General features: G+C 70.2%; 17 protein-coding genes and 2 pseudogenes. 9 read left to right on the forward strand and 10 right to left on the reverse strand.

From position 1 onward, the window contains the following. The first annotated feature begins 347 nt into the window (after nucleotides 1–347). The 3 genes from proP to ACZ7OO_RS09340 all read left to right on the forward strand — a co-directional run bounded on the left by proP (nucleotide 348) and on the right by ACZ7OO_RS09340 (nucleotide 3,662). Entirely contained in the window at nucleotides 348–1,727 is a 1,380-nt protein-coding gene (gene proP, locus ACZ7OO_RS09330) for a glycine betaine/L-proline transporter ProP (protein WP_471503095.1), read from the forward strand. Between the two features lie 87 nt (nucleotides 1,728–1,814). Then, a complete protein-coding gene (locus ACZ7OO_RS09335) occupies nucleotides 1,815–2,933 on the forward strand; it encodes a DUF2330 domain-containing protein (RefSeq protein WP_471503097.1) in 1,119 nt (372 codons plus the stop codon). 57 nt (nucleotides 2,934–2,990) lie between these two features. Next, nucleotides 2,991–3,662, forward strand: coding sequence for an O-methyltransferase (locus tag ACZ7OO_RS09340; protein ID WP_471503099.1), 672 nt, complete (start codon nucleotides 2,991–2,993; stop codon nucleotides 3,660–3,662). Nucleotides 3,663–3,672: 10 nt separating this feature from the next. Here the strand turns inward: ACZ7OO_RS09340 and ACZ7OO_RS09345 are convergent, their stop codons facing one another. Continuing rightward, nucleotides 3,673–4,062, reverse strand: a complete 390-nt coding sequence (locus ACZ7OO_RS09345; RefSeq protein WP_471503101.1) for a hypothetical protein — start codon at nucleotides 4,060–4,062, stop codon at nucleotides 3,673–3,675. A gap of 91 nt (nucleotides 4,063–4,153) precedes the next feature. Between ACZ7OO_RS09345 and ACZ7OO_RS09350 the strand changes: the two genes are divergently transcribed. Next, nucleotides 4,154–4,585 carry a DnaJ family domain-containing protein gene (locus ACZ7OO_RS09350; protein ID WP_352218624.1) on the forward strand — a complete coding sequence of 144 codons (432 nt, stop codon included), beginning with the start codon at nucleotides 4,154–4,156 and terminating at the stop codon, nucleotides 4,583–4,585. Here ACZ7OO_RS09350 and ACZ7OO_RS09355 read toward each other — a convergent pair. Both ACZ7OO_RS09355 and ACZ7OO_RS09360 read right to left on the reverse strand, forming a co-directional pair. Then, a complete protein-coding gene (locus ACZ7OO_RS09355) occupies nucleotides 4,574–5,134 on the reverse strand; it encodes a hypothetical protein (protein WP_471503103.1) in 561 nt (186 codons plus the stop codon). The genes ACZ7OO_RS09350 and ACZ7OO_RS09355 overlap by 12 nt on opposite strands. A gap of 5 nt (nucleotides 5,135–5,139) precedes the next feature. Then, nucleotides 5,140–5,790 (reverse strand): hypothetical protein, encoded by a 651-nt coding sequence (locus ACZ7OO_RS09360; RefSeq protein WP_471503105.1) that lies wholly within the window; start codon nucleotides 5,788–5,790, stop codon nucleotides 5,140–5,142. A gap of 153 nt (nucleotides 5,791–5,943) precedes the next feature. Between ACZ7OO_RS09360 and ACZ7OO_RS09365 the strand changes: the two genes are divergently transcribed. After that, complete coding sequence (locus ACZ7OO_RS09365) at nucleotides 5,944–6,441, forward strand: GNAT family N-acetyltransferase (RefSeq protein ID WP_471503107.1); 498 nt, start codon at nucleotides 5,944–5,946, stop codon at nucleotides 6,439–6,441. Here the strand turns inward: ACZ7OO_RS09365 and ACZ7OO_RS09370 are convergent. Next, nucleotides 6,434–8,467: an MDR family MFS transporter gene (locus tag ACZ7OO_RS09370; RefSeq protein WP_471503418.1), complete on the reverse strand. Its 2,034-nt coding sequence runs from the start codon at nucleotides 8,465–8,467 to the stop codon at nucleotides 6,434–6,436. The genes ACZ7OO_RS09365 and ACZ7OO_RS09370 overlap by 8 nt on opposite strands. A gap of 172 nt (nucleotides 8,468–8,639) precedes the next feature. Here ACZ7OO_RS09370 and ACZ7OO_RS09375 point away from each other — a divergent pair, with 172 nt between their 5' ends. Beyond that, nucleotides 8,640–9,569: a peptidoglycan-binding domain-containing protein gene (locus ACZ7OO_RS09375; RefSeq protein WP_471503109.1), complete on the forward strand. Its 930-nt coding sequence runs from the start codon at nucleotides 8,640–8,642 to the stop codon at nucleotides 9,567–9,569. A 182-nt stretch (nucleotides 9,570–9,751) separates the two neighbouring features. On the opposite strand, the gene ACZ7OO_RS09380 is transcribed toward ACZ7OO_RS09375, so the two are convergent. Together ACZ7OO_RS09380 and ACZ7OO_RS09385 are read right to left on the reverse strand one after the other, a co-directional pair. Further along, the gene (locus ACZ7OO_RS09380; protein ID WP_471503111.1) at nucleotides 9,752–10,408 is read right to left on the reverse strand and encodes an HAD-IA family hydrolase; all 657 of its coding nucleotides are present in this window, start codon (nucleotides 10,406–10,408) and stop codon (nucleotides 9,752–9,754) included. A gap of 187 nt (nucleotides 10,409–10,595) precedes the next feature. Continuing rightward, nucleotides 10,596–11,177, reverse strand: coding sequence for a TMEM165/GDT1 family protein (locus ACZ7OO_RS09385; RefSeq protein WP_471503113.1), 582 nt, complete (start codon nucleotides 11,175–11,177; stop codon nucleotides 10,596–10,598). A gap of 434 nt (nucleotides 11,178–11,611) precedes the next feature. Here ACZ7OO_RS09385 and ACZ7OO_RS09390 point away from each other — a divergent pair. Both ACZ7OO_RS09390 and ACZ7OO_RS09395 read left to right on the forward strand, forming a co-directional pair. Further along, nucleotides 11,612–11,992 (forward strand): annotated as a pseudogene (locus tag ACZ7OO_RS09390) (hypothetical protein); the annotation flags it as partial. Between the two features lie 255 nt (nucleotides 11,993–12,247). Then, nucleotides 12,248–12,778 carry a hypothetical protein gene (locus ACZ7OO_RS09395; RefSeq protein ID WP_389140930.1) on the forward strand — a complete coding sequence of 177 codons (531 nt, stop codon included), beginning with the start codon at nucleotides 12,248–12,250 and terminating at the stop codon, nucleotides 12,776–12,778. Between the two features lie 153 nt (nucleotides 12,779–12,931). Here ACZ7OO_RS09395 and ACZ7OO_RS09400 read toward each other — a convergent pair whose 3' ends face one another. The 4 genes from ACZ7OO_RS09400 to ACZ7OO_RS09415 all read right to left on the reverse strand — a co-directional run bounded on the left by ACZ7OO_RS09400 (nucleotide 12,932) and on the right by ACZ7OO_RS09415 (nucleotide 17,961). Beyond that, nucleotides 12,932–14,014, reverse strand: a complete 1,083-nt coding sequence (locus ACZ7OO_RS09400; protein WP_471503115.1) for a protein kinase family protein — start codon at nucleotides 14,012–14,014, stop codon at nucleotides 12,932–12,934. A gap of 125 nt (nucleotides 14,015–14,139) precedes the next feature. Next, complete coding sequence (locus tag ACZ7OO_RS09405) at nucleotides 14,140–14,547, reverse strand: DUF6262 family protein (protein ID WP_471503117.1); 408 nt, start codon at nucleotides 14,545–14,547, stop codon at nucleotides 14,140–14,142. Beyond that, nucleotides 14,544–16,796 (reverse strand): tyrosine-type recombinase/integrase, encoded by a 2,253-nt coding sequence (locus tag ACZ7OO_RS09410; protein WP_471503119.1) that lies wholly within the window; start codon nucleotides 16,794–16,796, stop codon nucleotides 14,544–14,546. Before ACZ7OO_RS09410 ends, ACZ7OO_RS09405 begins: the two co-directional genes overlap by 4 nt. After that, nucleotides 16,786–17,961, reverse strand: coding sequence for a tyrosine-type recombinase/integrase (locus tag ACZ7OO_RS09415; RefSeq protein ID WP_471503121.1), 1,176 nt, complete (start codon nucleotides 17,959–17,961; stop codon nucleotides 16,786–16,788). The genes ACZ7OO_RS09410 and ACZ7OO_RS09415 overlap by 11 nt, the downstream gene beginning before the upstream one ends. 130 nt (nucleotides 17,962–18,091) lie before the next feature. On the opposite strand from ACZ7OO_RS09415, the pseudogene ACZ7OO_RS09420 reads away from it, so the two are divergent. Beyond that, nucleotides 18,092–18,373 (forward strand): annotated as a pseudogene (locus ACZ7OO_RS09420) (GmrSD restriction endonuclease domain-containing protein); the annotation flags it as partial. Nucleotides 18,374–18,494: the final 121 nt, after the last annotated feature.

Here is an 18,494-nt window from a genome sequence, read left to right on the forward strand (position 1 = left end):
CTGAGAACCCTGAGAACCCTGAGAACCCTATGAGGCTCCCACCCCCTTCGGACAGAGACGCAGGCAACCCCTTCTTCACCTGACGTCCGCCCATGTTTTGTCCGGAAGACGGCAGTGCGCAGGGGGTGCGGTTGCCTCGATCGGGCGCGACAAGGATCACAGTGCGCGGCCCGCATACAACCGTGGGAGCGGGCATACGTCCCTGCACACACCGCATTTAGCTGCACAGTGCACGGATGCGTGTACGCGACGTAACGGGCCCGGATTCTCCTATCGTCGCTTTTCGACCCGTCCGGCGCCGCACGGGCCGCGCCCCTGTCCCCGTCGAAAGGTAGGCGAGCCCCGTTTTGGCGACAGCCACAGCCGTCAACCCGTCCGTCAAGATCCCCGGCCCCCGCACGGCCACCCGACCGCCGACCGTCACCGACCCGGCACTGGTCAAGCGCGCCGTGAAGGCGGCCGCGCTCGGCAACGCCATGGAGTGGTTCGACTTCGGCGTCTACAGCTACATCGCGGTGACCCTGGGCAAGGTCTTCTTCCCGTCCGGCAACCCGACCGCCCAACTGCTGTCGACGTTCGGCGCCTTCGCCGCGGCCTTCCTGGTCCGCCCGCTCGGCGGCATGGTCTTCGGCCCGCTCGGCGACCGGGTGGGCCGCCAGAAGGTCCTCGCCATCACCATGATCATGATGGCGGCCGGCACCTTCGCGATCGGCCTGATCCCCTCGTACGCGACGATCGGCGTCGGCGCCCCGATCCTGCTCCTCGCCGCCCGCCTGGTCCAGGGCTTCTCGACCGGCGGCGAGTACGCGGGCGCGTCCACGTTCATCGCCGAGTACGCGCCGGACAAGAAACGCGGCTTCTTCGGCAGCTGGCTGGAGTTCGGCACGCTGGCCGGCTACATCGGCGGCGCGGGCCTGGTCACCCTGATGACGGCCCTGCTCTCCGACGGTGACCTCACCTCCTGGGGCTGGCGCATCCCGTTCCTGATCGCGGGACCGATGGGCATCATCGGCCTCTACCTGCGGATGCGTCTGGAGGAGACCCCCGCGTTCGCCGCGGAGGTCGAGAAGTCCGAGCGGTCCCGCCCGAAGGTCCCGCTGCGCGAGATGATCACCGGCCAGTGGAAGGCCCTGCTCCTGTGCATGGCCCTGGTCCTGGTCTTCAACGTCACGGACTACATGCTTCTGTCCTACATGCCGAGCTATCTGACGAGCGAGCTGAAGTACGACGAGACGCACGGCCTGCTGGTGGTCCTCGCCGTCATGGCCCTGATGATGATCGTCCAGCCGTTCGCCGGCGCACTGACCGACCGCGTCGGCCGCCGCCCGGTGATCGCCGCGGGCTGCGCTGGCTTCCTGTTCCTCTCCGTCCCGGCCGTGCTGCTGATCCGCCAGGGCAGCCTGCTGGCCGTCGGCCTCGGCATGGGCGCCCTGGGCCTCCTCCTGGTCTGCTTCACGGCGGCGATGCCGGCGGCCCTCCCGGCCCTCTTCCCGACCCGGGTCCGCTACGGCTCCCTGTCGATCGGCTTCAACGTCTCGGTGTCCCTGTTCGGCGGCACGACCCCGCTGGTGGTGACGGCCCTGATCGGAGCGACCGGCAACATGATGATGCCCGCGTACTACATGATGGCGGCCGCGGTCATCGGCGGCTTCGCGGCCTGGCGCATGACAGAGACAGCAGGCAAGCCGCTGCCGGGCTCGGCTCCTTCGGTGGAGGGCTCCAGCTGAGGCACTGTCCGGAAGAGGTCACGGAACCCTGCCCTCCGCTATACCGTCTGTAGTCCTGATCCACAGACGGTCGGAGGGCATCGGTTCATGGTCGGGCGCGGACGCGTACTCACGGTCCTCCTCCTTCTCGCCGGCATCCAGCTCGGCCGGCTCTCCGCTCCCGCCTTCGCGTGCGCCTGTGGCGCCCTCGTCCCCGGCGACCAGCGACAGGTCACCGTCGGCCGGGAGGAGTCGGTCCTGCGCTGGGACGGCACCCGCGAACAGATCGTGATGCGCCTGACGGTCGACGGCGACGCCGACCGCGCCGCCTGGATCATGCCCGTCCCGCACCGCGCCACCGTCGCCCTCGCCGACCCGGCCCTCTTCGACCAGCTGCACACCCTCACCGCCCCGGTGCGGCGCACCCGGTACCACTTCTGGCCCCAGAACGGCGACTGGCCCCTCACCACCGGCGGCAGCACCACCACCGGCCCGCCCGACGGCGCCGCGAGAGCCCCCCGCGTCGGCGTGGTCGGCCGCCAGCGGCTCGGCCCGTTCGACGTGGCCCAGCTGACCGCCACCGACCCCGGCGCCCTGGACGGCTGGCTGCGCAGCAACGGCTTCCCCCTCCCGCCCCGCCTGGACACCGCGCTACGGCCGTACGTCGAGCAGCGCTGGGAGTACGTCGCGGTCAGGCTCGCCCCCGAGACCGCGGGCTCCGCGCTGAACGGCGCCCTCGACCCGCTGCACCTCGCCTTCGCCAGCGAACAGCCGGTCTACCCGATGCGGCTGTCCGAGCTCGCGGCCACCCCGCAGTCGCTGGGCCTGTACGTGCTCGCCGGACACCGCATGGAGCCACGCGCGGCGATCGGCGGCGAGCGCCCGAGGGTCGTCTACGCCGGCCGTCTCAGCCGTCCGACCGGCGAACTCCGCGAGCTCGCCGCCGGCACCCCGTACCTGACGGCGATCGGCCAGGAGTTCCCGTACCCGTCCCGGATCTCCGACGACCACGTGCTGCACCGGGCATCCTCGGACACCCCCTTCCAGCAGGTCGTCTACGAGGACCGGCTGCGCGAGGCGGCCGGGATCCCGCTGTGGCTGCTGACGGTCGGCGCCGCGCTGCTGCTGGTCGTGACGGTCACCTCCCTGGCGGCCGTACGACGCTCCCGCCGCCCCGCCGTACCGCCACCGCCGGTGCCGCCACCGCCCCCTGTGCCGCCTCAGTAGTGCTAAGCAGGTAACTGTCAGTGGACGGTTACCGGATTTCCGAAAGGCAGCGGACGCATGAGCGGCTCTCAGCTCTGGGACGACGTCGACTTCTACTTCACAAGCCATCTCTCACCGGACGACGAGGCGCTCCAGGCGGCCCTGCGCGAGAGCGAGGCCAGCGGCCTCCCGCACGTCAGCGTGACCGCCAACCAGGGCAAGCTGCTCCAGCTCCTCGCGCAGATCCAGGAAGCCCGGAACATCCTGGAGATCGGCACCCTCGGCGGCTACAGCACCATCTGGCTGGCCCGCGCCCTGCCCGCCGACGGCAGGCTCATCTCGCTGGAGTACAGCGCCCGGCACGCCGAGGTCGCGGTCCGCAACATCGCCCGCGCCGGCCTGGAGAAGCTCGTCGAGGTGCGGGTCGGCCCCGCCCTGGAGTCGCTGCCCAAGCTCGCCGACGAGAACCCGGCCCCCTTCGACCTGGTCTTCATCGACGCCGACAAGGCGAACAACCCGCACTACGTGGAGTGGGCGCTGCGGCTCACCCGCACGGGCAGCCTGATCGTCGTCGACAACGTGGTGCGCGGCGGCCGGGTCGTCGAGGCCGGGAACAGCGAACCGGACGTGGTGGGCACCCGCGCCGCGATCGAGCTGATCGCCGCCCACCCGAGGCTGAGCGGCACGGCGATCCAGACGGTCGGCAGCAAGGGCTACGACGGCTTCGCCCTGGCCCGGGTGCTCGACTGAGGGGTGCTGCTCAAGCCTCGTGGTAGAAGCCCACGTTGACGCTGCGCGGGGCGGTGCGGTCCCGGACGACGATCTCGCCGGAGCCGCCCCGGGGCAGCGCGACCGTGCCGCCGTACCCGATGGCCTGGGCGTACTCACCGACGGTCAGCAGTACCTCGGCGGACGGTTCGGCCTGGGAGCCGCGCAGCCAGGTGACCTGCCAGCCGCCCTCGGGCCCGCACAGGAACTCCAGGTGCACCCGGGAGACGAACAGCCAGTCGTCGGGCGTGGTGAGCCGGCAGACGGCGGCATCGCGGCCCACTCGCAGCACGGCGCCCGGTTCGCTGGGCGCGTCGGCCATGACCATTCCGGCCGTCTCGCCCGCGTTCCCGGACACGGAGGCCATGGTGAGTTCGAGCACGTGCGTTCCCCCTGCGCGGTTCCTGAATCGTTCCTGGATCTCCGGCGCATGATAAAACGCCCGGCGGCGCGGCGTCCGGCACAATGAAGTCATGACCGAGCGAAAGCCACCCGGGGTGCCGTTCGAGTCCTGGGTCGACAAGCAGATCCGTGATGCGCAGCGGCGCGGTGACTTCGATCAACTCGCGGGCGCGGGCGAGCCGTTGCCGGCGGACCTGGACACGTCGTACGACGAACTGTGGTGGATCAAGCGGAAGTTGGCCCGGGAGGGCCTGGCGGTGCTGCCTCCGGCCCTCGCGCTGCGCAAGGAGGCCGAGGACGCCCTGGCGGCCGCCTACGCGGCCGCCTCGGAGCGGATCGTCCGCAAGATCATCACAGAGGTCAACGTGAAGATCCGGGACATGATGTTCAAGCCGCCGCCCGGGCCCCCGCTGGGCAAGAAGCCGTACGACGTCGAGGAGGTCGTACGCGAGTGGCGGGAGCGCCGGGCGGCGGCCGGGGCGGGACCGGACTCAGATGTGTAGCAGCCGGTCCGCCAGTTCGCGGTAGTCGCGCAGGGCCAGCCGGAGCTGTTCCGTGTCGGCCGCGCCGGGGTGGTCCCCTTCGGTGGCCTGCCAGCTGCCGCGCAGGGTACGGCGGCGCCGCTCGACGGCGTCGGTGAGGCGGGCACTGAGCTCCTCGACGGCCCGGTCGGCCTCCTCCACGGCCGCGCGCGGCTCGTCGACGAAACCGGTGACCGCGTGCTGCAGGCGCCGCTCCAGCTGGCCGCACTCCTCGGTGGGCATCAGCCGGTCGCCGTCCGGCGTCAGCCGGCCGTCGCGTCCCGCGTCCCTCTCGTGGCCCGGCCCGTCGCCGGCCACCAGCACCGACTGCCCGGGCGCCTCCCGGTCTTCCGGACGCTCCGCTGCGATGCCCTGCTCCGCTGCGACGTCCTCCTGCCCGGGGGTGACCCCGCCGACGGAGGCGTCGCCCCAGTCGGCCGTCCGCTCCTCGCGTCCCGGCGTCGCTTCGCCGCCGGGATATATGTCGCCGCGCCCCGGCTCGCGGCCTGTTCCTGTCCTCGCGTCGGTCATGTCGGTCAGCTCTCCTTCGGGCGGCTCCGGTCGGCGGACCAGGGCAGATGGCCGCCGGTGTCGGCACCGACACCGGCGCGGTGGCGGCCGGCGCCGCCGGCCGACGGGGTCACCAGGTCGTCGAAGAGGGAGCGGGCCTCGATCATGGCCGTGCGCATCTCCTCGGTACCCGCCCGGCTCTGCGAGGCCCCGCCCATGGGCTCCTGGGCGACGCGGTGGAGGCGGCGGTAGCCGTCCACGTGGTCCGCGTGGTGCACCGACAGTGCGGCGACCTGGTCCTCGTACTCGGCACCGGCCGGGAAACCACGGGCGGCCGCCACTTCGGCGAGCAGCCGGTCGATCTCGGTCACGGACTGCTGGGGCGAGTCGACGAAATGTTCCTGTGCGGTCGTCCAGCGGGCCGCGTAGCGTTCGCGCTCCGCCGGCTCCAGCGGCCGCTCGTGCAGGTCGCCGTGGCGCTGCACCCGCTCGGTGAGCTCCTGCTCGGCCGCCTTTGTGTCGCCGCCGTGCTGGGCCACGACCCGCTCGTACTCGGGCCCGAAGCGCCGCTTCAGGCCGTGCGGGCTGCTGCTCCTGGAGCGCAAGGCCGCCAACACGGCCGCGACGACGACCACGGCGGCCACGATCACAATCGCGATGATCAAGCCTGTGGACATGGTTGCCTTCCGGTGTCTCGGCCCGACGGGCCGGCTCGTCCTCCGGGTGACCCGCATGGCGCACCGCAAACAGCCCCGAAACATGCCCCCCGAACCGGGCCCACCCGAAATCCGGTTGCCCGACCCACCCGGGCCCGTCCGAAACTACGGTCCATGACCTCCTGGACGATCACCCCGGAAGACCCCGACTCGCCGGTCGCCGCCGCCCTGTGGCGGGCGTACTACACCGAGGTCAGCGACCGCTGGTACCTGCGCCACGAGGGCCGGCGCACCGACCCGGCCGAGCTGGAACGGGAGATCGCCGCCCGGCAGGGATCCGAACTCGCACCGCCCACCGGGCGGTTGCTGGTCGCGCGGTACGACGGTGCGCCGGCCGGCAGCGCGGGCGTACGGCTCCTGGACGCGGCGACCGCCGAGCTGACCCGGGTCTTCGTACACGGGGGACTGCGCGGCCGGGGCGGCGCGGCCCTGCTCGTCGCCGCCGCCGAGGACACGGCTCGCGCGCTCGGGGCCGGGCGGATCGTCCTGGACACCCGCACCGACCTCGTGGAGGCGCGTGCCCTGTACGCACGGCTCGGCTACACCGAGACCGAACCGCACAACGACGACATCCACGCCGAGCACTGGTTCCGCAAGGAACTCGTCAACTGATCCGCCGGGGCGCCGAGTGCTGCGGCTGCTCGCGTTCGGTGCCGCACAACTCGTCGGTCAGCTCCCGCACCAGGCGGTCCAGGTCGGTGGGCCGGTCCGGGCCCCACCAGTCGCCGAGCAGGTCGGCCAGCGACTCCTCGCGGGCCCCGGCGAGCCGGTCGGCGATCACGCGGCCCTGCTCGGTCAGGGTCAGGTCGAGGCCCAGGCGGTCGGCGAGGTGCCGCTCCTCCAGCTGGCGGGCGCCCTCCAGGACGACGGCCATCGGGACGGGGCCGCGCTCGGCGAGCCGGCCCGGCTCCACCGAGCCGTACCTGCGGATCCGCAGCAGCAGCCAGCCGGCCGCGGGCAGCAGGTCCACCCCGGCCCGCTCGTTGGTCTTCCGGTAGATCTCCCGGCGGCCCTCGCGGGTGCCGAGCAGCGACAGGGCCCGGCAGCACTCGTCGTACGACGACCGCTGCACCGGGTTGGGCGGGATGGTCTCCGACGCGTCCGGTGCGGTGACCGAGCCGCGCAGCCGGTCCTCCTTGAGGAACCAGGCGAGGACGAAGCCGAGAGCGGCCACCGGAGCGGCGTACAGGAAGACGTCGGTGATCGAGGACGCGTACGCGTGCAGGGCCGCAGGCCGCAGCGCGGGCGGCAGTCCGGCGATGCCGCGCGGGTCCGCCTTGAGGGCGCCCGGAGTGACACCGGGCGGCAGGCGGACGCCATGGAAGGCGCCGGCCAGCTTGTCGGCGAGGCGGCTCGCGAAGACGGAGCCGAAGATGGCCACGCCGAAGGAGGCACCGATGGAGCGGAAGAAGGTCGCGCCGGAGGTGGCGACGCCGAGATCCTCGTAGGCGACGGAGTTCTGCACGATCAGCACCAGCACCTGCATGACCAGTCCGAGGCCCAGGCCGAAGACGAAGAAGTAGCTGCTCATCTCGAGCGTCGAACTGTGTTCGTCGAGCCGGTGGAGCAGCAGCAGCCCGAAGGCGGTGACGGCGGTGCCGGCGACCGGGAAGACCTTCCAGCGACCGGTGCGGCTGACGATCTGGCCGGAGAGGGTGGAGGACAGCAGCAGGCCGATCACCATCGGCAGCATGTGCACACCCGACAGGGTCGGCGAGATGCCCTGCACGACCTGGAGGAAGGTCGGCAGATAGGTCATGGCGCCGAACATCGCGAAGCCGACGATGAAGCTGATCACGGCGGCGAGCGAGAAGGTGCGGATACCGAAGAGCTTCAGCGGGAGCACGGGTTCGGCGGCCCGCCGCTCGACGGCCACGAAGGCGAAGGCCAGCAGCACCCCGAGCACCGCGAGCCCGATGATCTGCGGCGACCCCCAGCGCCATGTCGTCCCGCCCAGCGAGGCCACCAGCACCAGGCAGGTGGCGACGGCGGCGATCAGGAACGTGCCGGGATAGTCGATGCGGTGGCGGGCGGTCCTGCGCGGTGTGCGCAGCGCGGCGGCGATCACGACGAGGGCGACCACGCCGACGGGCAGGTTGACGTAGAACACCCAGCGCCAGCTCAGATGCTCGGTCAGCACCCCGCCGAGCAGCGGCCCGAGCACGCTGGTCGCGCCGAAGACGGCTCCGAACAGCCCCTGGTAGCGCCCCCGTTCGCGCGGCGGCACGATGTCCCCGACGATCGCCATCGACAGCACCAACAGCCCGCCGCCGCCCAGCCCCTGCAACGCGCGGAAGCCGATCAGCTCGCCCATGTTCTGGGCCATCCCGCACAGGGCCGACCCGACGAGAAAGATCACGATCGCCGTCTGGAAGAGCCGCTTGCGCCCGTACTGGTCGCCGAGCTTGCCCCACAGCGGGGTGGCGGCCGTGGAGGCCAGCAGATAGGCGGTGACCACCCACGACAGATGCTCAAGCCCGCCCAGGTCACTGACGATCGTCGGCAGCGCGGTCGACACGATGGTCTGGTCCAGCGCGGCCAGCAGCAGGCCGAGCAGCAGCGCACCGATCGGTACGAGCACATTGCCGGGTACGTGCTCCGCGTCCTTCGCCTGGGTGTACGTCATGTCCAGGGCCATGGAGACCTCCCGGGTGCTTTCAGCCATCTTCCATGGTGGAGGCTGTCACCCGGTATGGCCCGTCGAGCCCCCTTCGTACCCCCTGGGACAAGGGGATCCGGCGAACGTACGTGTGGACGCCCCGCATAATCTGTGGAGTTCGTGAGGGTTCGTGAAGGGAGGGACGAACGCCGTGAAGGATACGACCGGCCCTCACCGGTGCCCGGAGTGCGGGACACCGAGGGGTGCGGACAACACGCCCTCCTGCGACTGCACCCGGCGGGCGTCCGACGCGCTGCGCGAGGCGCGTACGGTCGAACAGGCGGCCGCGGAGGACTTCGACCCGCTGCGGATACGGCCGTACGTCGATCTCTCCGCGGCCGGTACGGGGGCCGACGGCGCGAAGACCGAGCCGTTGCCGGCGGTCGAGCCCGCGACCGTGCCGGTGCGGGCGGTACCGGAGCCGGCGGGCGCCGCCCCGGAGCCCGACGGCGCGTCCGAGACCTCCCCCGACCAGGACGAACCCCGCCGACGCCGCCCTCGGTGGATCCTGGTCCTCTCGGCCGCCGGGGCGGTGATCGGGATCCTCGCGGTGGCCGGTTTCGCCGGCGGACTGTTCGCCCATGTGACGCCGACGCGGGACGGGGCGGCGCCGGCGGACGTCCGCGAGAGCGTTCCCGACGTGACACCGAGCACGGGGTCGCCTGCGGCGGCGGTGGCCTCGGCGGGAGCCCCGACGTCGGCCGTGCCGTCCGCGTCCGCCGACGCGAGCGCGTCGCCCACGGCCTCCCCCTCACGGACGGTGAGCGCGAGCCCGTCCGTCACCGCGTCCCGCTCGGCCACGCCGACCCGGTCGGCGTCGGCGACCGGCACGGCCGCCTCCGCCCGGCCCACCTCGGCACCGGTCCTCCGCCCCGGCGACAGCGGTGCCGAGGTGACGGAGCTCCAGCAGCGGCTGGCGCAGCTGAGGCTCTACTCGGGCAGGGCGGACGGTCACTACGACCAGAGGACCGAGGACGCGGTGCGGACGTACCAACTGGCGCGCGGGATCCTGACCGACGAGTCGGGGGTGTACGGGACGGCTACGCGAGCGGCGCTGGAGTCGGAGACGACCGAACCGTAGGAGCCCGTCTCGGTTGTGGGCGAGTGCGGGCCGGTGGGGGCTGGTCGCGCAGTTCCCCGCGCCCCTTGCGGGGCGCTTCGGCCGCCGCTCCTTCTCAGCCGCGGGCAGTCGTGCCGCTGGGGCGGCACGGGTGGGCGCGGGCGGCGCCCTGCGAGCGCCGGTAAGCGTCCACACCCCCAGTCTCAGCCGAGGTGCACCCGGAGTGAACCGTCCCCCAGCGCCTCCACCCGTACCCCCGTCAGGTCCCTTACCACCGCATCCGGCCCGTGCACGGCCGCCCGGGCCCCGACACCCACCACCCGCATCCCCGCCGCGCGCCCCGCCGCGATACCCGCGCCCGAGTCCTCGAACACCACACAGTCCACCGGAGCGACCCCCAGCTCGGCCGCCCCCTTCAGAAAGCCCTCGGGGTCGGGCTTGCTCGCGCCGACCGACTCCGCCGTGATCCGCACCGCCGGCAGCGGCAGACCGGCCGCGCCCATCCGTGCCGTCGACAGCGGCACGTCCGCCGAGGTCACCAGGGCGTGCGGCAGCCCGCTCAGCGAGGCGAGGAAGGCCGCGGCACCCGGGACCTCCACCACACCGTCCATGTCGGCGGTCTCCTCGGCCAGCATCCGCGCGTTGTCCGCCAGATTCTGCTGCATCGGCCGGTCCGGCAGCAGCACCGCCATGGAGGCGTGCCCCTGGCGGCCGTGGACGACCTTCATGACCTCGTCGCCGTCCAGCCCGTGCCGCTCGGACCAGCGCCGCCAGATGCGTTCGACGACGGCGTCGGAGTTGACGAGGGTGCCGTCCATGTCGAGCAGGAGGGCGCGGGCGGTGAGGACGGTGGCCGTCATCGGGCAGCTCCTAGGCAGGCCGGGCAAAGCAAAACAGAGCGGCCCCGCCCGCCGGTCAGGGAAAACGGGCGGGAGCCACTTTGTTTCTCCACGGTACAAAACGGGGACGCCATTCCGCCACCGCCTTCGCCGAGCGTTCACCGAGTCTTCAGCCGGCATGGACGGCGCTCACCGGGGCGCGTCCGGCTCAGCCCGCGATCGCCGCCCACAGGCTCCACGCGCCCAGCACCAGCATCAGCACGGCCGCGATCTGCGTGATCAGCCGAAGCGGCACCCTCTTCATCAGCGCCTTGCCGCCGACGATGCCGAGTCCGGCCACCGCCCACAGGCCGAGCACCGCGCCGAGGCCGACGGAGAGCGGGTCGTCGTACCGCGCCGCGAGGTTCGCCGTCATGATCTGCGTGAGGTCACCGAACTCGGCGACCAGGATGAGCATGAACCCGGTGCCGGCGACCTTCCAGAAGGACTGGTCGGCGGGTTTGCGGATCTCCCCTTCCTCCTCGTCCTTCTTCAGCAGGAGCACGGCCGCGCCACCGAGGAAGAGCACGCCGGTCAGGGCGTGCACGATCTGCTGCGGCAGCAGGGTCAGCACACTGCCGGCCGCGACGGCGAGCACGACATGCAGGAGGAAGGCCGCCGCGACGCCGGCGAAGACGTAGGACGCCCGGTAGCGCGTGCCCAGGACGAGGCCGGCGAGCGCGGTCTTGTCGGGCAGTTCGGCGAGGAAGATGACGCCGAAGACGAGCGCCGTGACGGTGATGCTGATCAAGGGTCCTCAATCGGTCGGGGCCACCCCACCGAGAGTGCTGCACTTCGCGCGGTACACACGACACCTCGGCACGGCAGCACACATGGTCCAACCGCGCCGCAGGGACGGCACAGGTGTGCACTGCTTGGCCGAAGGTCTCGCTGACGGTCCCTCGATCGAGCCGATCGAGGTCCGCCTCCGGGCGCCGGCTCAGACGGGCTGAGCAGTATGTCGACGGTCCGGCGAAGAGCTACTCCCCTTCAACGCCGCCCACGGTACGTGACCACCGCGCCGAAACCCAAGGCCGAAAGTCCCGCCTGTGAGTCATGTCGCACACCTTGTGGTGTCATGTACACGCCATTAACTTCTTACCGCACGCTTACCCATCGGCAACACGAGGCCGCGAGCATTCCCTCGCCCGCGCTCCAACACCCCACCCCCACAAGGGAGTTCGCATGGCTCGCAGCTCAACTTTCTACGCGCGTCGACGTGCCAGCATACTCGCGGCACTCACCGCGCTGATAGCCTCCGCCGCACTGTTCAACTCCCCGACCGCCTCCGCCGCCCTTCCCACCCCGGTCAGCGGCGCCACCGCCCGCAGCTACCTCGCCTCGCTCACCGTGGCCACCGAGAACCGCACCGGCTACGCGCGCGACCTGTTCCCGACCTGGGACACCATCAGCGGCACCTGCAACACCCGTGAGTGGATCCTCAAGCGCGACGGTTCGAACGTCGCCACCAACTCCGCCTGCACCGCCACCAGCGGCAGCTGGTACTCCCCGTACGACGGCGCCACCTGGACCGCCGCCTCCGACGTCGACATCGACCACCTGGTATCCGCACCTACGGCGTAACGAGGTCTGGATCACAGCACTTCAGCCTGTGGGCGACATGCCGCTCACGGACGCAAAGCATCCCAAGCCCCCGCCGAGCGCACGAACAGAGTGCAGGCCTCACGTCCGGGTGACCGATCGACAACCGTTCGATCATCACGAATTTACGTTCTAGATCTACCCGCGTAGTCGTTCGAAAGTGTGTCATGGACACGACCTTGGTGATCCCCGCCGAGCCTCATGTCCCAGGAGACACTCATGCGCCCCATCGCCCGAATACCGGCCGCGGCCGGCTCGGCTCTGGCTCTGACGTTCAGCGGCCTCATCCTCGGTTTCAGTGCCGGTACGGCCCAGGCCAGCACCTGCTCCCAGTCCTATCTGCCGCTGCCTGACCCGACGTGCACGCCGGGTGTGTACAACCCCGACGTCACCCAGTCGACGATCAACTCCACGATTTGTGTGTCCGGCTGGACGGCGACCGTCCGCCCGCCCACCTCCTACACCAATCCACTCAAGGTGCAGGGCATCGCGGACTACGGCTACTCGAACACCTCCACCTCCGCCTACGAGGAAGACCACTTCATCCCTCTGGAACTCGGTGGCTCCCCGCGCGACCCCAAGAACCTGTGGCCGGAGCCGTACTCGGGCACGAAGACGGCCACGACGAAGGACGGCGTCGAGACCAAGCTCAAGAACGCGGTCTGTGACGGGAGGATCACCTTGTCCGCCGCGCGTACCGCTATGAAGAACAACTGGACCACGGCACTCAGCGTGACCGGCATCGGTTGATACCGAACTGGCCGGTGACGCCCGTCTGTAGTGAGCGTCACCGGTCGGTGCTGGCCACCCGCACGCACCGGCACCGAGTCCTACCGCGTCATTCATACCGGGGCCCAAGCCGAACGCATCACGGTCGGCTGGCCAGAGCGGTGTGCCGGGCTCTCATTCCCTCAACGGTGAGGCGTCGGCCAGCGCTCGCTTGACCTCAGCCGCAGGGAAGGGAGTGCGCTTGCTCTCCGTAAGCAGTCGGTGATGGAAGTCGTCCAGGACGATTGCGTGCGGAGCGTGACGGTCGATGATCGCGACGATATCGGGCGGAACGTCGGCGGGTTGACGGCCCTCGACCCATTCACGCAGGAAGGCCCCGTGTTCGGTGCCACCACGCACGTCGTCGGGCAGGTGGTGGCGGAGCAGGTGGTTCGGCGCGTAGGAGCGGTCGTACACGAGGTGATCAGCGAGGAAATCGCGCTCCGCCGCTGAGAGTTCGAAATCGCGGCTCAAAGCGAGCCCGAAGTCCGCGAAGTACACCCGTTGGCCGTCGGTCAGCAGATTGGCGAAGTGCGCGTCAAAGTGGACCAGTCCGCGCGCGCTCATGAACTCTGTCCCCCGCACCAGCGCATTCTCGACCCATCGATAGGGCGACTCGTCTCCCGGCTCCGGTGGGGCCGCCTCACGGCTGTCGCCGAGCCACTCGGCGAGCGTCTGTGGCACATGCTCCAGGAAGAGCACAAGGCTGAAGGAGGACCTTCCGATGGCCTCCAGCCGACGGCGCACGGCCGACGAGCCCTCCCAATGCGCAACGGCCCCCTCAACGCCGCCGAGCCCGTCCATGAAGCCGACAGGGGGACTGTCCGGCAATACCCGCCAGTGATACAGCAGCGGGAAACCTGCGTACTCGTTCTTCAGTGCCCAGCCTGTCGTCATGAGGTGCGCGGCCAGCTCGCGCCAGGCACCGAACCCCGCCGAGCCAGCCCCGTATTGGTAGAAAAGAGGAAGATCGAAGATGTTCGCGGTCGATCGTGCGTGCTCCGGCTGCAACTCGAGGTCCGTCAGCGGGATCCGCTTGACGAAGACGCGTATCCCCTCGACTTCCATCTCCGCCGACCTGCCTCCGACACCGGAGCCGAGGCTCGGCGCGGCGGACACCGCATCCTCAAGCCGGCGGTCGCTCAACAGGGACAGCCAAGCTCCCACCTCCGCGTAAGCAGAGACTCGCGCGGCATGCAGTGACTCGGTCGCATCCATCGGCGGCTCCGGCCCGACGTCGAAACTGACTTCTGTTGATCATGCCAGGGCGGTGAAGGCGGCTCCCGGTGTCGTCGCCAGGTGACTTCCTCAAACCTCTGCATCCAGGGGGTGCTGGCGCCTGCTCAATCGCCTTCGTACCTCGCCAGGCGCCTTCGGAGTTCCAGGTTCTCGCCCTGGGCGACCTCCAGAGCCCTGCTCAGCCTTGCCACCTCCTCTCGGTGCGTCTGCTGTTGCCGCGTGATGCGGACGCTCAGCGCTCTCACGGCGGCCGACGTCGACGAGTCGCCCAGCGTGTCCGTGGGCGCCGCCGAGGTCGGCGCGACCTTGTCACGGTGCTCTTCGATCCGGCTGCGTAGCTCCGGGCTCCGATAGAGGAAGTCCGTGCTCACTCCGGCCTGGCGGGCCACTGCGGTGAAGCTGACGGGCTTACCCGCCCCGACCAGCGCGACGAGAGCGGTGCGGGCCCGTTCCTCGGCTTCCTGGGTTCGGGCGCGGGTGGCCTGACGGAGGTGTTCGGGCAGCGGCGTCATGCGGTTGGCTCCTGCTGTGAGAGGGCGGACGGTGGTTCGGGGCGGTCGGCCGTGCCCGCGCCGCGAACCGCGCGGAGGCGGCCGCCCTCGTGGACGCTGACCTGGTCGAGCGCGACAAGGACCTGGGTGAGGGCCCGGGTTTCGGCAAGGCGGCCGGCGAGCCAGATGTTGTCCTCGCCCATCGGCTCGCCGTGGCGGGCGGTGAACTGCGTCTGGCGGCGGGCGATCAGCGCTTCGGTCTGGCTGAGCTGGTGTTGGAGTTCGTCGCGGTGGCTGGCGTCGGTGACGAACTTGTCGCAGGTCAGGCAGGCGTTGCCCTTGGCGCAGACCTGCCGGGGCGGCAGCATGCACCAGCCGTTGGGCAGTACGCGGTCCGCGCGCTGGTCCAGGTGGAGGAGGTCGTAGAGGTCGCTGGGATCCACCTCGGCGGTCCGGCCGTCGGCCGTCACCTTCTTGTAGCGAAGGAACTCGCGCTCGGCCGTGACCGCGAGGGTCTTGGCGTAGTGCATGGTCATGGCCGGTGTGACGTGTCCGAGGTAGCGCATGACGACGTGGATCGGGACACCGGCGTTGATCAGGTCGGTTGCCCGGGTGTGCCGGAATGTGTGGGTCTTTGAGACCTTGACGGGGCGGCCGACGCTGTCGGTGATGGCCAGCTTCCCGGTCAGAGCGCCGAGTCGGCTGTGGAACGTCGCCGAGGCGTACGGCCTCCTCCCAAGCGGGTTGTTCTTGATCTGGAGGAAGAGATAGCGCGGATCCGTTCCCGCTGGGGCGCCCTGGGCAGTGATGAACTCGCGGGCCCACTCCTGCTGGAGGCGGATGATGTCGACGATCTCCTGGTCGACCGGGATCGTCGGCGGATCCCCGCCGGTGATCTTCGTCTGCTGATAGGCCAGCCGGGCCACAAAGCCGTCCGGCTCCCTGTCCTGCTGCTTGCTCGTCTTCAGGAGGGGCAGCAGCGGCTCGAAGTCCATCATCAGGACCTCGTTCATGCGTCGGCCCGTCCGGATCAGCAGCATGAGCGCATGGAAGGCCTGCCGGTCGTCCAGCCCGCCCTCGGACTTGAGGGCCGCGAGCGCTCCGGAACCTGCGGCGATCTTGCTGATCACCTCGTCCTCCAGGGCCATGTCGTCCGGTGGCTGGTTGGTGAGGCGCGGTTTGTCCTCCAGCCGGAAGAGCACGGAGTAGTGCATCTCGAGGGTGCCCCAGCGTCGGTCACCGAGCACCGAGACGGCCTCGGCGCGGTTGTCGTACATCCAGCGGTAGAACGCCTCGATGGTCACCAATGTGCTGCGGCGGCTGTTCTTCGACAACCTGCCGCCCTTGTTCGGCCCGGTCATCGTGATGTGGTTGTTGAGGGAGTCCACGAAGCCGCGCAGCCAGGGCCGGAGTTGTTCGGGGGAGTCAACGAGCTGGGGGCCGGGGCAGCCGGCCTGGTCGATGTACCACTGGAACCACTTCAGATGGTCGAGGCGGCTCTTCACCGACGACCACACGTACCGCTCCGTCGTGAGCTGCACCGACAGCCACCACTTCGCGGCCTCGCGGAACCAGTCCGTCGTGAGCTGGCTGAAGTTGGCGACGGCCCGGCCCCAGGGCTCATGCTCGCGCTGCGGGATGCGCCGGTCCAGACCGGGGTTCCAGACGTCCAACCGCCACCACTCACCGTCGTGGTAAGCGTGCGCCAAGCGGTCCTGAAGGTGCTTGACGCTGTGCAGCACGTGCGTGACGAGCCTCCTGTTCCTCGACGGATCGGTCCGCATGACCGCCCGCTGCACTTCACGCGCCCACTCCTCGTGGGAGAGCGCTGTCAGCGACCTCGCGGACCGTGCCTGCGGTCCGCCGTGCTCGATCGCAAGAACGAGTCCCCGCCTGAGTTCTTGGAACCGCTCGGTGGTGATGGCGTACCCCTCGGCCACCTGCTGATGGATGCACCAGACCAGCTCCCAGATCATGGGCTCGGGCAAGCCCTGAAAACTGACCGCCTGGCTGAACCAGCCCTTCTCCCGATCGATCGTCTGCTTACGGAAGGCGGTGCCGTAGTCCTCGGGCATGTTGGTCGAGTCGAAGTGGTCCTGCCGGTGTTCGTCCGGCAGGCTGTCCCACAGCCGTCTGGCCTTCTCCTCGCTGAAGAGCCGGGCCACGGACAGGCGCGGATCGCGCTTTTCCTGCCGCTTGCGCTCCGGAGTCCGCGGGGACGGCACCGCCACCGCGTCGGCCACGGCCCGGACGGTCGGCTCAGCCTTCATGGCGGCTCCCCCAAGCTTGCGTGATCTTCTGCCAGTCCGCGCACGCGCGCAGTTCGGCGTCCTCGGTCACATGGGCATACGTGTTGATCGTGGTCTGGATGTCCGCGTGGCCGAGCCTCCGGCTGACCACGTGCATCGGCACGCCGGACAGCAGCAGGGCAGTGGCGTGGGTGTGCCGGTACCAGTGCGGGGTCATGTCCGGCGGCAGGCCGGGTACGTCCTTCTTCCGCGCGGCCAAGTGCTTGTAGACGCTCTCCGGCCGGAGCGGGGCGAACCGGCGCCCGCGGTGCAGGTTGCAGAAGATGTACGCGTTGTCCCAGTCGTCCAGCTCGACGTCGGCCCCGGCCTCGCACAGCGCCCAGACCCAGTCGCCGTAGAGGCGGTCCAGGTCGGAGCCGACGAAGACACGGCGGTGGCCGCTCTTGGCCCGCAGGCCGTGCGGGTGGTCCTCCCGGTGCACGACCTCGACCTGTGCGGTCGTGCCCGTGCCGGTCTTCCAGTCCCGGTGCCTCAGGCCCAGAGCCTCACCGAGCCGCAGCCCGGTCTCCTCCAACAAGGTCCACAGCAGCCGGTACCGCAGCTCGCCCGACCAGACCGCACCTGCCGTGTCCCAGGACGCCTCCGTCTCACGGATCGCTGCCATCTGGTCGGGAAGCAGCACCGGCACCGGTTTCACCCGTACCCGGACCTTGACCACGCTCGAGCGCCGCCCGGTCCTGCGCGCCACGTGTTCCAGGAAGGGCAGATAGCTGCCCGACCTGGCCTGCACCGTCTCGTACAGCCTGCCCGCGACCTCGACCCCGCGAGCGGCGTGATAACGGTAGAACCCCATGACCGCGCGGGCCCGGCTCGCCACCGTGGCGTCCGCCGCCCTGGTCCGCTCGTGGAGCGACACGACGTCCTCACCCACACGTCCTTGGCGCAACTGTCCTACGAATGTGCCGACTTCAGTCACACCGACCGCGTCCCACGGCTGCGTCCTCCGCTCCAGGAAGGTCCACCACAGGGCGAGCCCCCGTGCGTAGCTCTTGAGGGTGTTGGGCGAGCAGTCCCTCGATCTCAGGTACTCCAGGTACTGCTCGACTGGCTCCGCGACTCGGAAGTCCTCACCGAGGACCGTCCACGTCACGCCATCGCCCATAGCCACCCGCTGTGTGCTGGCCACCGCGCCCCTCCGTCATCACCGTCAGCGGCACCTCACCGCTGTACCGGATAACGCAACGCCCACAGAGAAGACACGGAGCACACCGCTCATCTCAGCCCCGTCAGCGGCACCAAAACCAAGGTACGGATAACACCTGGTCCCGCTCGCCGAGGCCTGGGACTCCGGCGCCTCCAAGTGGACCACCGCCCAGCGCGAGGCCTTCGCCAACGACGTCACCCGCCCGCAACTCCTCGCCGTCACGGACAACGTCAACCAGTCCAAGGGCGACCAGGACCCGGCCACCTGGGTGCCGTCACTCACGTCCTACCGCTGCACCTACGTCCGCGCCTGGGTCCAGGTGAAGTACTACTACGGCCTCTCGGTCGACTCCGCCGAGAAGAGCGCGCTCACCAGCTACCTCTCCGGCTGCTGACCCACCCGGCGGACAGGCCGGCAGCCAGAAGGTCCCGCTTCCCCCGCATTCCGGCCACGCTCCGCTCTCTTTCCGCTCTCTTTCGCGCGTCGGAACCTCCCGGCTGACCTCCGTCGTTCCG

Source organism: Streptomyces sp. NPDC111744, from assembly GCF_055634995.1.